Raw genomic sequence first — 15,620 nt, forward strand, 5'->3', positions numbered from 1 at the left:
TCACGGTTCTGCTACCTGCTTTCAACTGCTTTATCCGAACGCTCAACACCGTATGGACGCGCGCTAACGGTTGTCCTGAGAGTGCGCCGAGAGTTCACTGAGGTTTTTCTGATGGTTAACAAGTCATTCATCTTCAATCATTTGATGAGCCAGATGGCGGGCGCGTCGCGTTGAGCACAGAAGCCAGAGCGCCATTTCAGGCAGGTGATTGGATCGTTGAACCGGAGTTGAATTGCCTGCGGAAGGACGGTCAGGAGAAGCATCTTGAGCCCAAGGTGATGAAGGTGCTGCTGGCACTGGCGGAGCACCCGAACCACGTCGTCACCAAAGAAGACCTTATCGCCGCCGTCTGGCCCGGTATCTTCGTCAGCGACGATGTCCTGACCCGCTGCATTTCCGTCCTGCGCCGCGTGACGCAGGATGACGCGTCGTTGCCACACTTCATTCAGACGGTCCCAAAGGTGGGTTACCGCCTGCTGGCGCCCATCCATGAACTGCCAGCCGAATCCGTCAAGGAGCAGGCTGAGGGGTTCCCGATGCCTGCTCCCGTCAACGTCGAAGACCCCACCGCAACGCCGCCCGAGCCAATTCTCCACAAACGAGGTCGACATGCCTTGTTGCAACCGGCTGTTCTTGCGGGACTGGCACTCGGTGTACTGGCACTCATGTCTTTAGCAATGTGGCGTTTTCTGTGGGCAGGAACACCACGAGAGACCGTGCTGAAAACGCTGCCGTTCACCAGTCGAGACGGCGAACAGCTCCAGCCAGCCTTTTCGCCAGACGGCAAGACAGTCGCCTACGTTGCCACTCCAGAAGATGGTGGCCCACAACATATCTATATCAAGTCCATTACCGCTGAAACTTCTGCGCCCGTAACCTCCGGCCCGGGCGACGACTTCAGCCCCACCTGGTCCCCCGACGGAAACCGCATCGCCTATCTCTCAAATTCCAGCGAAGGTCTCGGCATCTACCTGGTAGACATTCAGACCCGCGCTTCACGAAAGGTTTTCGTTCCTCAATCCGCCTCGCAGTGGGAGCAGGGAGCCCTGACATGGTCACCAGACGGCGAGTCACTCGCCTTCCCGGATCACGCCGGAAGCAACCCGTCGTCGTCCATCGTCCTGCTCAACCTGAAGACGCTTCAGTCGCAGGTACTGACCACGCCCCCGGACGGCTGGGAAGGCGACCTCACCCCAGCGTTTTCGCCAGACGGCCGCCGCATCGCCTTCTCCCGCGCCAGTGAAACTGCCGTCCGCGATCTCTACTGGATTGCTGTCACAGGAGGCCCAGTCCACCAGATCACCCACGATAGCGCAGGCATCGACAGCCTGGCATGGTTCCCTGACGGTAAGTCTGTGGTCTTTTCCTCTAACCGCGGAGGCAAGAGCGCCCTGTGGCGAGTCTTCCTGCGTGGAGGCAAGCCAGCACGCATGCCCATTGGGACGGAAGACGCCGCCCAGCCCACTGTCTCCCGTGCCGGAAACATCCTGCGCGTGGCTTACACACAGGGGTCCGCCATCTGGAGCATCATCTCTGTAACGCGTGGCGCGGAAGCCATCTCGCGCGAAGTCCTTTCCTCAACGCAGGAAGACTCCGCGCCATCATTCGCACGTGACGGCCTCCGCTTCGCCTTCCAATCCCAGCGATCCGGCTTTCAGGAGATATGGATGGCGGCAGTCGACGGAACCGGTGCCCACCCACTGACCCACGGCAATGGCCCGCTGACGGGCAGCCCATCATGGGGACATCTTCACGACGAAGTCCTCTTCGACTCCCGAACCGGCGGTCACTCCCACATCTTCGCAATTCTTGCCAGCGGTGGTTCGCCTCGCCAGCTTACGAGCGGCGACTTCAACGACATCACACCGCGCTGGTCCAACGACGACACCACCGTCTACTTCCGCTCCAATCGCGGCGGACGCTGGCAGCTTTGGCGCGTTGATCGTAACGGTGGATCGCCACAACCCGTCACCACGGGCGACGGCATCGTCCCACAGGAATCGCCAGACGGAAAGTTCCTGTACTTCGCGCGCGGTGGAGAAGCGGGCATCTGGCGTGTTCCCATCCAGGGTGGCCCGGAGACGCAGGTGGTGCCGCAACCCGCAGCCGGATACTGGGGCTATTGGGAGGTCACACCGCGTGGCATTGTCTTCCTGGACACAACGCAAACGTCTTTACGCATGTACGACCCTGCAACCGGAAACACAACGAACTTCGCAAAACTGAAGCGGCTGCCACCGCGTTTCGCAGGTCTTTCCGTGGGCCCCAATGGCCAGCAGATTCTCCTCACTGACGAATCACACGCAAGCCGCCACCTTACACTCTCTGAGATCACAGCGGGGCGGTAATCTCACCTTTTTCATCTCGTGGGATACTCCGCATACCGCGGCGCTTGTGTGTTGAATTTTCACTCCAGTAGAATCCCCGCTATGGCTGTTGAAACCCCACCGGACGTGCAGCAGGAACTTGATCCGGCGGTAGAGGAAGCAGTTCATCGCGTCCTGAACAGTCCACAGTTCATGCGCGCGGAAACGCAGCGCAAACTGCTGCACTATCTCTGGCTCAATCGCCATCTTCCGCTCAGCGAATACGCCATCGCCACAGAGGCGCTTGGACGTAGCAGCCACTTCGATCCGAATACAGACGCCAGCATTCGCGTTCAAATCTCGCGCCTGCGACGAAAGCTCAAGGACTACTACAGCGAAACAGGCGAGCATGAACTATTAGTCATCCCCACTGGCTCGCACCAGTTGGTCTTGCAGATGCCGGTCCCGCCGGAAGAGCAGGTGGAACTTCCTCCCGCCGAACCGGAGCCTCCGCCAACCGGCATGGCCTGGGTCCGTGCGCATCGGATCTACGTGCTCACCGCGTCCTGCATTGTGCTAACGATATTGTTCGTTGCCACCGCCGGATTGGCCATCTGGCAAAGCCGCCAGTTGAAGGCTGCCGCTCTGCATCCACCAGATAAGCCCAACAGCTTTTGGAAGGCCTTCCTGGAAGGTGACGCACCTGTCCGGATCGTTTTACCCACGCCCATCTTTTTCAGCTTCAAGGAGCGTCCATCACTGCGGATACGTTCGGTCCAGGTCAACTCGTTTGACGAGGTCAAGGACGACCCCAGGCTGCAAGAGCTTACAAAGATGTGGGGTCCTATGGGCCTTGAGCAGTCCTACACCGTCACCTGGGACACGCTCGCAGGCATTCAGATTTCGCGTTACCTCGATCGCATCGGCCAGGCGAAGCGGCTATCCTTCGAAGTCACCCGGGACTCTTCTTTGCTCTCGCTTGAGCAGGCAAATGTCATCGTCCTGGGAACCGACAACACGCTGCGGCCCATGAAGGAGTACACGGACACGATGAACTTCGTCATGACCCCCGGCGAAGAGCGTGTCATCAACACGCATCCTGAGAAGGGCGAAGAAGCGGCATACCGTCGTGTCTTCCGGAACAACCCCGTCGGTGGAACGTCCGTACGCCATGTGGAACCATCTATCATTGCGCTCCTTCCCGGCCGCGCTCCGGGTCTCAAAGTGCTGCTGTTGGAGTCGCGAGACACCAGCGGCATGGTCTCGCTCCTGTCCTCCAATGCCGGATCGAACGCAGTCGAGGACATGTGGCGCAAACACGGCTCGCCGAAGTTCTTTGAGATGGTCACCATGACCGAAATGGAGGGCAATACGCCCATCCGGAGCTGGCCGGTCACCCTTCATGCCTACACCAAGGCACCTCCGTCCAAGGCGATGTAAGCTGCTGATTTTAAACCGATACATTCCGTAACATACCCCCCGAAACGTCACGATTGCACCATCTGAATGGCAATATGGTCAGCCATGATTGCATCTGCACGATTTCTGGTTCCCACGTTTCTCCTGTCCCTCGCAGCATCCGCCTTTGCGGCGGTACCTGCCGCAAAGCCTGTCTCCGCTGATCTGGTGGTCTACGGCGGAACAGCGTCCGGCGTTATGACCGCCTACTCCGCCGCACGGCAGGGGCTCCACGTCATCCTGCTCGAGCCCACCCACCATCTGGGCGGCATGGTTACCGGCGGTCTCTCCGCGACGGACTACGCCTATTTCCCCATCATCGGCGGCTACACCCGCGAGTTCTACAAGGAAGCAGCCAGCACCTACGGCAAGGGCGATCTTGACCATCCCACCGATTTCCTCTCGGAGCCAAAGGTTGGCGAGGCCATCTTTAATCGCTGGCTCAAGGAAGCAAAGGTCGACGTCCGTCTCGGCGAGCGCCTCAGGGAACACGGCGGCGTCGAGATGAATGGCAAGCAGGTCGCCGCCCTGGTCACTGAGGACGGCCAGCGCTGGGAAGGCAAGGTCTTCGCCGACTGTAGCTATGAAGGCGACGCCATGGCCGAAGCTCACGTCAGTTACGTCGTGGGCCGCGAAGGCGAAGAGGTCTACAACGAAAACCTCGCCGGCGTTCGCCCGGAGACACCGAAGCACCAGTTCCTGTGGAAGATCAGCGCGTTCGACGACGCCCACAAGCTCCTGCCGTACGTCGACCCCGGGCCGCTGGCCAAGGGCGGCAGCGGAGACAAGAAGGTGCAGGCCTACAACTTCCGCCTCATCCTCACCAACGACCCCACGAACCGCATGCCCTGGACCAAACCTGCTGGATACGACGCGAAGCAGTTCGCTCTGCTGACGCGCTATGTCCAAAGCTATAAGGAACATACAGGCAAAGACCCGGTGCTTGCCACCGTCACCAACCCCGTCTGCTTCGATCACGCCAAGTGCGACTTCAACAACAACGGCCCCTTCTCTACCGACTTCATCGGTAAAAGCTGGGCTTATCCTGATGGCACCTACGCCGAGCGCGAGGCCATCTGGAAGGCGCACGTCAAGTACACGCAGGACTTCTTCTACTTCCTCGCGACCGACCCTTCCGTCCCGCAATCGCTGCGCGACGACACCAACAAGTGGGGCCGCGCCAAGGACGAGTTCACAGACACTGACGGCTGGCCGCGTCAGCTTTACATCCGCGAAGGCCGCCGCATGACCGGCGTCTACGTCATGCACCAGGCCGATCTCCAGACAGACCGCACCAAGCCTGACTCCATCGCGATGGGCAGCTACAACTCGGACTCGCATAACATCCAGCGCGTCAGCATGCCTGACGGTTCGGTGTTCAACGAGGGCGATGTCCAGGTAGCGGTGCAGCCTTACGAGATCAGCTTCCGCGCCATCCTGCCCAAGCCGGAACAGGTAACCAATCTGCTCGTCCCCGTGTGCCTGTCAGCCTCCCACGTAGCGTACTCGTCGGTCCGTATGGAGCCCCAGTACATGATGATCGGGCAGGCTGCCGGAGTCACCGCAGCACTCGCCATTCAGGGCAACATCCCGGTCCAGCAGGTCGCGGTGGATAAGCTCCAGAACATCCTCCGCAAAGACGGAACAATCCTCCATCTTGACCAGCAGGCCCACCGCGCCCGGTCCCGCATGCATCCCCAGCCGTAAAGAAAAATGTTTTAAGTGGTTGATAACAAACGTCCGTAACAGTTACGTAACAGGCTGGAACTGGACGTTTGTTGTCCCATTCAACAACACTCGCTGGCCTAACACCAAACGACGGAGATTCGTACGCGAACTTCGGTTTTTTTAACTCACCTTACGAGGCCTGAATGAAACATCTATCCAAACTCTCCCTGGTCGCCTGCCTTGCGGCAGGTTCCGTCACCGCAATGGCGCAGGTGCAAAACGGCACCATCACCGGCACCGTTACCGACACCACAGGCGCATTGATACCGGATGCTGCCGTCACCATCTCTTCCAAGGCCACCGGTCTGGTCCTTCACATCCAGACGAACAAGGCCGGGCTGTACACCGCTCCGCAACTCATCCTCGGCACGTACACCATCACGGTGGAGCGCCCCGGCTTTCAGAAGACGGTTTCCACCATCAACCTGACCGTAGGACAAACGGCCCAGGTGGACCTGGCTCTGAAGGTCGGTAATGAAAATGAGACCGTCGACGTTTCGGCGGAGAGCGCGGCTGCTCTGGATAGCCAGACCTCCAATCTTGACTTCACCGTCCAGGCCAAGCAGGTGGACAACCTGCCGCTGAACGGCCGCAACCCGTACGGTCTCGCCGTTCTTGCGCCGGGCATTGCCCCCGGCTCGAACTTCGGTGTCGGCGTGACCGTGACCCGTGGAGCGGTCGTCGCTGCTGCCACCAACAACTTCCAGTCAAACGGCGGCATCGGCGGATCGAATGAAATCCTGCTCGACGGTGTTTCGCTTGTGGTCTGCTGCCAGGGCCAGCCGGCGGTTACGCCGTCCGTGGAGTTCGTCAACCAGTTTAAGGTTGTCACCTCCAGCGCACCCGCGCAGTACGGACGCACCAGCGGCGCCGTGCTGAACATTGTTTCGAAGAGCGGCACGAACTCACTTCATGGCGATGTCTACGAGTTCCTCCGCAACGACAAGCTGGATGCGGCGAACTATTTCACCAAACGCAGCGGTGTGTATCCCTACCCGGGCCACAAAGACTTCCGTGCCCCACACCGTGCGAACCAGTATGGAGTGCTCCTCACCGGACCGGTGTACATTCCGAAGATCTATAACGGCAAGGACCGCACGTTCTTCACGTTTAATTACGAGGGAATTCGCAATCTGGCTCCCGGCGTTGGCAACACCACGGTCCCGACGGCTCTCATGCGTCAGGGTATCTTCACGGAAGGTTCCACACCGATATACGATCCGAATTCCTCGAATTCAAGCACGCAGAATCGTACCCCGATTGCAGCCGCCAGCTGCAATGGCACCAGCTACGCTGCCGGATACTGCATCCCTCAATCTGCCTGGAACCCCGTAGCGGCGAAGTATCTTCAGTTCATGCCGGCTCCGAATATTGCAGGCGCTGCATTGGGCTCAAACAACTACACCTACATTGCCAACACAACCAGCCGAGACGACCAATACAACTTCCGCATTGATCAGAACATTGGCTCCTCGCACCGGCTCTTCATGCGTGGTACACGCTCAAAGAACCTCTATACCAACAATGACAACTTCAACAGCCCCACCGGCCCCGGCGGCTGGACCCAGACGTTGGGTGCGTACCTGTTCGCAGTAGGCGACGTCTACACGGTTTCATCCAACAAAGTGGTGCAGATGTCGTACGGCTTTGCACGCCAGACGAACCTGCAGTTGGGCAACAACTTCTACAAATACAACGCCGGCGATTATGGCTATTCAAGCAATCTGCTCAGCCAGCAGCAGGTCCCCGGTCTTCCTGTCGCCAGCTTCACGGGCCTTGCGCAGATCGGCTACCAGAGCAGCTATAACAACTGGGCGCACTATACCCACTCACTGAACGGAACCCTTCTCTGGACGCACGGCAAGCACACCATCACCACCGGCTACCAGGGCAGACTGAACATGGAAATGCAGTCGGGACTCGGTAATCCGAATGGAGGCTTCTCCTTCGGAACAGCCTTCACCGGTGCTGTTAGGCCGGGTGGTTCCGTTGCAGGGACTCAGCAGGCATTGGCCTCATGGGCAACTTTCCTGCTCGGCTATCCGACGGGTGGCAGCCTGCAGCGACAGTTGACACAGGCGTTTAACCAGTTCGCGCACGGCCTCTTTCTTCAGGACGATTGGCGCGTCACGCCGAACCTGACAATCAATGCGGGTATCCGTTATGACCTGGAGACCGGCTTTAAGGATCGCCGTAACGCCTGGGCTGACTTTGACCCCACCGCCGCAAACCCGATCGGTGTAGCGGGCGGTGCTCAGTTCCTTGGCACTGGCAATAACCCCTCGCGCACCTGGGCTACGTCTTACAAGGAGTTCGGTCCGCGCCTTGGTATGTCTTACGCGGCAACGCCGACCACCGTCTTCCGCGGTGGCTATGGTCTGCTGTTCCTGCCGACGTCCGAGCGTGGATATAGCAACCCCAACATCGGATTCACCCAGTCGACCAGCATTCCAACCACATCCACGGGATATACACCTGCTGTGAAGGTGGACAACCCGTTCACCAGTGGCGTGTTGCTGCCAGCGGGCGCCAGTGCCGGGTCCCAGGTCAGCAACGGTACAACGATTTCGGGTGTTCAATACCGCAATCCTGTGTCGTACCAGCAGCAGTGGAACTTCGGTATGGAGCAGGGCCTGGGCAGAACGTTTACGTTGCAGTTGAACTACGTTGGTGGCCACGGTGTTCACCTGCCGATGAACGTTCGCTACAACGATCTGCAGCCGCAGTATTTCCTGCCGGTGGGAACAACAGATTTCACGCCGCTGACCAACCAAGTTGCAAACCCGTTTTACAACAACCAATATGTCATCGCTCCGGGTGTTTTGAAGAACGCCACGGTGCAGCAGGTGCAGTTGAATGCACGGTTCCCCCAGTACACTTCGGGCGCCATCAACGGACTGCAAAACAACAGCGCCAATGTCTCTTACCAGAACGTTGGCTCGACCACGTACAACGCCATGCAGGCAACGCTTGGTATCCATCGTCCAAACGGTGTGACCGGTTCGGTGTCATACGTCTGGTCTAAGCTGCTGGGCAATGTCAGCGATCTCACCAATGGCTTCCTGAACAACAACGGCAATCCGGGCTACCAGAACTTCTACTTCCCGCAATATGAGCACAGCACGCTTGCGACCGACCTGCGTCATCGCGTTGTTGGCACGGCAAACTACGCTCTGCCGGTAGGCCGTGGTAAGCGTTTCGGTGGCAACGTTCCCCGCTGGGCGGACCTGGTTGTTGGAGGCTGGGAGGTGAATACCGTCATTCAGGTTTCCTCTGGTCTTCCACTCAGCCTGGGTGTCAGCGGAGCGGGTAACTGGACGGGATCGAGGCCGATGTATAACGCTGGCGTCAACCCTCTCAATGGAGGCGGTACAAAGAGCCACATCTACGTCAACGGTGGTACGGCAATTCCTTACCTGAACCCTGCGGCATTCTCGCTGCCGGCCACCTTCCAGCTTGGCAATGTGCCTCGTTCGTGGGCAGCGATCCGTGGACCGCTGAACTTCTCGAACGATGCTTCCATCGTCAAGCGGTTTGTGATCCACGATCAGATTGGTCTGGAACTGCGTGCGGAAGCCTTCAATGTTCTGAACAAGGTTCAGTTTGCACTTCCGAATGTGAGTGTGAATTCAGGTGCGACCTCATTCGGTTTCATCACGGGCCAGGCAAACCTGCCGCGTAACGTGCAGGTGGCCGCAAAGCTTCGCTTCTAACACATAAGCGATGGAAGTACCGATAGTGCCCTTCATCCAGGGCCGCAGCCACTATGCTGCGGCCTTCTTTTTTTGAGAGGTACAGCTCTCTTCGAAACTCAGAAGTCATTCCCTTCAGGAAGCATGAACGGCAGACGCCGGATAAAGTTTGCGCCGTTACAATGTGGGGACTATGCCTGCACGGCCTTCCCGTTCGATTATTCCTCTGGCGCTGATTGCAGCGCTCATCGTAGTTGGATTGAATACGTGGTTTGCTGTGTCGTCGCTTCACTCGCTGATGGAAAGCGAAGCGTGGCTCGCACACACATGGGAAGTCATTGGCCAGGAAGAGCGCGTGATGCAGCTTCTGGACGATGCGGAAAGCTCCGTGCGCGGTTATGTCATGGCCCCGGAACGGGAATCCATGCTCACCCCTTATCACGCGGCAGAGAGCGAACTCCCGCGGCAGCTGGAAGTCTTTCGTGATCTGACCGTAGACAACCTGGAACAGCAGAAAAACCTCGAATCTCTGCGCGGTGTCGTGGGACGTCGCATGAGCTTGCTGCAGGACATGCTGAATGCACGCAAAACCTCCGGGCTGGATGCTGCTGTGGCATTGGTCAATTCCGGCGTGGGTGAAGTGGAGATGCGTCGCGCGCGCCTGTTGCTGAACGCAATGGAAAACGAGGAACGCAAGTTGATGGCAAATCGCGCCATTGAAGTGCACCAGAATGGTGTACGCACGATATTTGCGGTTAGCCTGGCCTGCGTTCTGGACCTCCTGATGATCCTTTTGGTTACGTGGTATTTCGGGCAGGAGAGGGATCAGCGTTTAGCTGCGGAACAGGCAAGGGAAGAAGCGCTGCGTTCTGAGGCGGAAGCAGAGCGGTCTGCTGAGGAGGTCCGCATCCTCAATGCAGAGTTGGAGCAACGTGTACAGGACCGCACCGCAGAGCTGGAAAGTACAAATCGTGAACTGGAAGCATTTTCCTACTCTGTGTCGCACGATCTGCGAGCCCCGCTGAGAACCATCGATGGATTCTCATTGGCTCTGATGGAAGATTATTCTGAGGTTGTGGATGAGACCGGAAGGGACTACATCCGTCGTGTGCGTACCGGCGTCCAGCGCATGGGCCAGTTGATCGACGCGCTCTTGCAGCTTTCACGCATCACACGTGCAGAGTTGGTTCGGGAAACGGTTTCACCCACCGACATTGCAGAGCATGTCATCAGCGTGCTGAAGGAAGAACATCCGGGCCGGGACATTGCTTTTACTGTCACGCCGGGACCAACGGCGCAGGCCGATCCAAAGCTGGTGCAGGTGGCTCTGGAAAATCTTCTGGGGAACGCTGTGAAGTTTACTTCGCGCAGGGAACACGCTGACATTTCCTTCGGATGGGATGAGGATAAGAAGGCGTGGCGAGTCCGTGACAATGGTGCCGGTTTCGATATGCACTATGCCGACAAGCTGTTCAATGCCTTCAACCGGTTGCACGGCGACAAGGATTTCAAGGGCTCCGGTATCGGCCTGGCAACGGTAGCAAGAGTTGTTCGCCGCCATCACGGACGCATCTGGGCCGACAGCACCGTGGATGATGGCGCAACTTTCTGGTTTACGTTAGGATGACACCCATGCCAGACACGAGCCGTACCATTCTCCTTGTAGAAGATGATCCTGATCACGAGCTGCTGACCATTCGCGCTCTGAAAAAGAGCAACATCGTGAATGAGGTTCGTGTTGCGCGTGATGGTGAAGAAGCGCTGGATGCGCTCTTCGGTCCGGCTGCTGTGCGTCCTCAGCTCGTGTTGCTGGACCTGAAGCTGCCAAAGGTGGAGGGGCTTGAGGTGTTGCGTCGTATCCGCGAGGATGACAGTACGCGCATGTTGCCTGTCGTCGTTCTAACCTCTTCGGATGAAGAACGCGATGTGGTGCGCAGCTACAAGCTGGGAGTGAACAGCTACATTCGCAAGCCGGTGAATTTCACAGACTTTGCCGAGGCCACCCGTCAGCTTGGCATGTACTGGCTGGTGCTGAACGAATGCCCACCTCTGAGCTAGAACCGCGGCGTATCTCGCTGCTGCTGGTCGAAGACAACCAGGACGATGCAGCACTGCTGGAACGTTTTCTGAGGCGCAATGGATTTGCGCCATCGGTGACGCGTGTGGAGACGGCGGCAGAGATGATGGCAGCAATCGCTGCGCAACCGCCCGATATTGTCATTGCGGATTACAACCTCCCCAACTTCAGCGGCCCGGAAGCGCTGAGCCTGGTTCGCCACAGCGGGGTTGACCTGCCGTTTGTCATGATGTCCGGTGCCATCTCCGAAGAAACCGCGGTGGAATCCATGCGGCGCGGCGCACAGGATTACGTTACGAAGCAGAATCTGGCGCGGCTGGTGCCCGTACTCGAACGTGAACTGCGCGAAGCGGCGGCGCGTCGCTCCCGTGTGGCCGCGGAACGCGCTCTGGAACTCTCGGAGATGCGTTTCCACAGGCTGGTGGACGCCATGCCGCTGGGGCTGCTGATTGGTCAGAGTTCCGGTCGTATCACCTATGCGAATGCTGCTGCGGTCCGTTTGCTGGAGTACGGCGAGTTGGAACTTCTGGCGGGCAAAATTGCCCTGATGGATATCTTTCCCGGGTTGCAGAAATCATTTGCTCACCTGGATGGCGACACGGTGGAAGAGCCATTCGAGTCCGTCTGCATGACGGCTTCCGGCGAACAGATTGAAACACTTGTGGGACTGACCTTTCTGGATCGTGAGGGAGGCGGTGGCGCGGAAGAGAATCGGGAAATAGCTGTGTTTATCGCGGACCTTCGCGATCAGAAAAAAAGTGAAGAGGTTCTGCGCAGGACAGAGAAGCTGGCAGTGGCAGGGCGGCTGGCAGCATCCATCGCCCACGAGATCAATAACCCTCTCGCAGCCATGACGAATTGTCTTTATCTGGTGCAGCAATCGCAGATGGACGAGATGGGGCGCTCTTACCTGGAGATGGCACAGAAGGAGCTGGATCGCGTCGCGCAGATCACCGTGCAGACACTTCGTTTTCATCGTCAATCCAGCCGCCCTGTGCATACTGAACCAGAAGAGTTGATTGAAACCGTGTTGGCATTGTTTGAATCGCGCATCCGCCGCCAGGACATTGCCATTACCAGGCGCTTCCGCAGCCGGCAGCCTCTGTTTGCGTATGAGGGCGAGGTGCGGCAGGTGATTGTCAATCTGCTGGGCAACGCGATCGATGCCATGCCCACCGGCGGACAACTCTTGCTGCGGACGGCCGAGGCAACGGATGCCATGACCGGGGCAAAGGGTCTCGTCATCACGGTTTCGGATACCGGAAGCGGCATGGATCACGAGACGATCCAGCGGCTTTTCGAGCCCTTCTTCTCCACCAAGGGGGTCACCGGAACGGGTCTGGGGCTATGGGTCTCCAAGGAAATTGTGGATCGCCATCACGGCAGGATCCAGGTACGTAGCCACAAAGCGCGCCAGGGAGAGCCTGGCGGCACCACATTCCGTATTTTTCTGCCGTTTGGGGGCGATCCGGCATCGGCTTCAGGCAGGGAAATCACTGATCCGTCGGAACGTACCAATGTAAGAACAGGTATTGTTGCCTGATGAGAGTATCCGCGGAGGCGTCGCAAGCTACGCTTCTGGAACGTTTGCCGTCTAACGCCAAGGGATGTCGCAACGCTTGAGAGGAAGATTTCGTCTGGGGAGTCGCATTGCGCTGCATCTTGCAGTGGTCGCGGTGTCATGTGTTGCGGCACTGGGGCAGGCCTCCAACCGCTTTGATCTGACCGGTCCGAGTATCAACGTGCATGTGCAGCGCGGAGACCAGTCGCTGCCGATTGCGATGGTGCCGAATCTGCAGGCGGGCGATAAGCTCACCATCCATGCTGACCTGCCCCGGACCCAGTCTGTCCACATGGTTCTCATTGTGGCGTTTCTGCGTGGCAGCACGAACCCGCCACCAGATAACTGGTTCACCGCGCTCAAGACCTGGGATAAGAAATTTTCTGAAGGCGTCACCGTAGCAGTGCCGCAGGAGGCGCAGCAGGCGCTCATCTTCCTTGCACCGGAAACGGGTGGCGATTTTTCTACCTTGAAGTCGGCTGTCACAGGCCGTCCAGGAACCTTTGTCCGCGCCTCGCAGGATCTCAACGAAGCGTCCTTTGAACAGGCACGCATTGAGCGTTATCTGCAGGCGTTGCAGCGTATCCCGGATGGATCATCCGATCAGTTGCTGGACCACTCCAAGAAACTGGCCGCCACGCTGAACCTGAAGCCGAACGACGACTGCTTCAAGAAGGCCGCTGATCAACAGATGGCCTGCCTGCGGCAAACGGGTGGCCAGCTACTGCTGGACGACGGCCACGGTCAGACGCTGGCCGCTGCATTGGTATCCGGTGATTCCGCGAACCTGATTGGTGCTGTTGCCGGAACGCCGATGGCGAATGCAGGTGGCGCAGGGATGTATTCCGCCTACGTAGGCACGGTCATTGACCTGGTGCGCCTGATGAGCGGCATCCATACCGCGCACTTTCAATACATTCCGGCCATTGCGTTTCCCGATGACGAATCGCTCAATCTGCGGTTGAACACGGCGCCGTCATTCCATAGTCCCAAGTCGGTCATTGTGGTTGCCCTGCCGGCGATCCAGTCCTCGGTGGCTCCTCCGCTGCGTCTTCAGGACCCGTCGCATGTGTCCTGCCTGCTGCAGCCGAAAATGGTGTTGCCGCTGGAAGGCGCTCCCCTGGTGTATGCCACCAGCTTCGCGCATGATCTGCACCTGCACCTGAACAATGGCGCTACGTTGAATGGAAAGACGGACCTGCCGTTGATGGCGGATGCCTTCGAAGGTGGTTTGGTGCTGACGGAGGTTCGCGGTCGCAAGCCTCTGCCGGTAGCGGCCCCGGAAGTACGCGACGCTGATCCGTCACGCGAAAAGCCTGCACCCCCGCCAGATCCGGAGAGCGGCGCCACCACACCTGTAATCGCTGACAAAGACGGCCCCTTGCAGATCACAGGTACATTGCAGGGAATGTGGGGCTTCGATTCGTTCTCGGGCGTCACCGTGCCGCTGCAGCGACTGCCGGGTGGTAACTGGACTGCGGCAGAGCAGTCGGAACTGTTTACAGGTCGTGAGAACCAGCTTCGTCTCCACGCCGATGGAATAGCCTGCACTTCATCCGTCGCGCTCGATCAGGGAGGGCAGGATCGTCCCCTGAAATGGCAGCAGGTGCCCGATCGACGGAATGTGCTGCAGGTAAGCCTCCCGCTTGAGAAGGCAGCGCCCGGCAGCGTTCATCTGTTGGTGAAACAGTTTGGTACCACCAGCATCGAGAACGTCGCGGTAACGGCTTATTCCGACAAGACCCGGCTGGAGGCAATCCGCATCCATGCAGGCGATACCGCTGCCATGCTCTCCGGCACAGGGCTGGGCGGCATAGTCTCGGTCAAAATTTCAGGCGTGGATTACAAGCCCGCCGCAGACGGTCCTTCGCCCGATGGTAAGTCGCTGCAACTGGTACGCACGCAGGACAAACAAAACGCCGATCCACATGCCAAATCCCCCTTCAACGCTGGCGACAGTGGGACAGCGGAAGCGAAGCTGGCGGATGGCCGCACCGTACCGGTGTCGTACAGCGTCGATACAGCGCGTCCTGCGGTGGACCTGTTGCGTAAGACATTAAAAGCCGACGCTGGCTCGGGGATGCCATTGATCCTCAGCAGCGAGAATGCCATTCCGCTGAATGCCAAACTGACGCTGGCGCTGCGATCACGCTTCCCCGAGCGCTTTCCCCGCAGCGAAAAGATTGAAGTCGCATTATCCGATGGCTCGCTGAAAGCCACCCTGTCCTTGGCGGACGGCTCCGTCGTGCTGCAGGACAGCCACACGGCATTGGCCTTCCTGACGCCCGCAAAGACCTTTGGCTCGTCCGCCTTCGGTCCCATCCAGGTACGTGCCGTTGCCAGCGACGGAACGGCAGGCGACTGGATTCCGTTGGGAACGCTGGTGCGTACTCCGGTGATTACTGGGTTCACCTGCACGCGCAGCGCGGCGAAAGAGGACGCGAACGAATCCGGCTGTCAGATTGCGGGTAAAGACCTGTATCTTCTGGGTTCCGTATCTGCTGACAGCAGCTTTGAAAATGAGATCGAAGTGCCGCTGGGATTTGCAGGCGATTCCATCTCGGTGCCGCGTCCCACGGACAACCACACGCTATACCTGAAGCTGCGCGACGACCCGGAGGTGGTCAGCACGGTGACGACAACCTCGCCGCCATCCACCGGAACGCGGAGGGGAGGCGCTCCTTCCAATGCCGGAGCTGCACCTGCCACCACTGCGCCTCCGCCCAGCAGCACAACTCCCGCAACACCACAGGCCACCGTCGCTCCTGTTCCTGCCGGGAATACGCCACCGCAGTAAG

Annotated in this window: 8 protein-coding genes; all 8 read left to right on the forward strand. The window is 58.8% G+C overall.

What is annotated here, in order from left to right; genetic code table 11:
- Nucleotides 1-170: 170 nt before the first annotated feature.
- The 8 genes from AB6729_RS01010 to AB6729_RS01045 all read left to right on the forward strand — a co-directional run bounded on the left by AB6729_RS01010 (nt 171) and on the right by AB6729_RS01045 (nt 15,619).
- Nucleotides 171-2,348: a DPP IV N-terminal domain-containing protein gene (locus AB6729_RS01010; protein ID WP_371079702.1), complete on the forward strand. Its 2,178-nt coding sequence runs from the start codon at nt 171-173 to the stop codon at nt 2,346-2,348.
- An 81-nt stretch (nt 2,349-2,429) separates the two neighbouring features.
- On the forward strand, nt 2,430-3,746 hold the full coding sequence (locus tag AB6729_RS01015; protein ID WP_371079703.1) for a helix-turn-helix domain-containing protein: 1,317 nt from the start codon (nt 2,430-2,432) through the stop codon (nt 3,744-3,746).
- Nucleotides 3,747-3,830: 84 nt separating this feature from the next.
- Entirely contained in the window at nt 3,831-5,471 is a 1,641-nt protein-coding gene (locus AB6729_RS01020) for an FAD-dependent oxidoreductase (protein WP_371079704.1), read from the forward strand.
- A gap of 164 nt (nt 5,472-5,635) precedes the next feature.
- On the forward strand, nt 5,636-9,205 hold the full coding sequence (locus AB6729_RS01025) for a TonB-dependent receptor (RefSeq protein ID WP_371079705.1): 3,570 nt from the start codon (nt 5,636-5,638) through the stop codon (nt 9,203-9,205).
- 172 nt (nt 9,206-9,377) lie between these two features.
- On the forward strand, nt 9,378-10,811 hold the full coding sequence (locus tag AB6729_RS01030) for a CHASE3 domain-containing protein (RefSeq protein ID WP_371079706.1): 1,434 nt from the start codon (nt 9,378-9,380) through the stop codon (nt 10,809-10,811).
- 5 nt (nt 10,812-10,816) lie between these two features.
- Nucleotides 10,817-11,242 carry a response regulator gene (locus AB6729_RS01035; RefSeq protein WP_371079707.1) on the forward strand — a complete coding sequence of 142 codons (426 nt, stop codon included), beginning with the start codon at nt 10,817-10,819 and terminating at the stop codon, nt 11,240-11,242.
- Complete coding sequence (locus AB6729_RS01040) at nt 11,224-12,804, forward strand: ATP-binding protein (RefSeq protein WP_371079708.1); 1,581 nt, start codon at nt 11,224-11,226, stop codon at nt 12,802-12,804. The genes AB6729_RS01035 and AB6729_RS01040 overlap by 19 nt, the downstream gene beginning before the upstream one ends.
- A gap of 76 nt (nt 12,805-12,880) precedes the next feature.
- Complete coding sequence (locus tag AB6729_RS01045) at nt 12,881-15,619, forward strand: hypothetical protein (RefSeq protein ID WP_371079709.1); 2,739 nt, start codon at nt 12,881-12,883, stop codon at nt 15,617-15,619.
- Nucleotide 15,620 lies beyond the last annotated feature (1 nt).

The sequence above is a fragment of the Terriglobus sp. RCC_193 genome (genome assembly GCF_041355105.1).
GTDB lineage: Bacteria > Acidobacteriota > Terriglobia > Terriglobales > Acidobacteriaceae > Terriglobus.

Excerpts from the sequence above, each read along its gene's own strand:
- AB6729_RS01015 (WP_371079703.1), top strand. The coding sequence starts at position 2,430 with ATGGCTGTTGAAACCCCACCGGACGTGCAGCAGGAACTTGATCCGGCG.
- AB6729_RS01020 (WP_371079704.1), top strand. The coding sequence starts at position 3,831 with ATGATTGCATCTGCACGATTTCTGGTTCCCACGTTTCTCCTGTCCCTC.
- AB6729_RS01025 (WP_371079705.1), top strand. The coding sequence starts at position 5,636 with ATGAAACATCTATCCAAACTCTCCCTGGTCGCCTGCCTTGCGGCAGGT.
- AB6729_RS01030 (WP_371079706.1), top strand. The coding sequence starts at position 9,378 with ATGCCTGCACGGCCTTCCCGTTCGATTATTCCTCTGGCGCTGATTGCA.
- AB6729_RS01035 (WP_371079707.1), top strand. The coding sequence starts at position 10,817 with ATGCCAGACACGAGCCGTACCATTCTCCTTGTAGAAGATGATCCTGAT.
- AB6729_RS01040 (WP_371079708.1), top strand. The coding sequence starts at position 11,224 with ATGCCCACCTCTGAGCTAGAACCGCGGCGTATCTCGCTGCTGCTGGTC.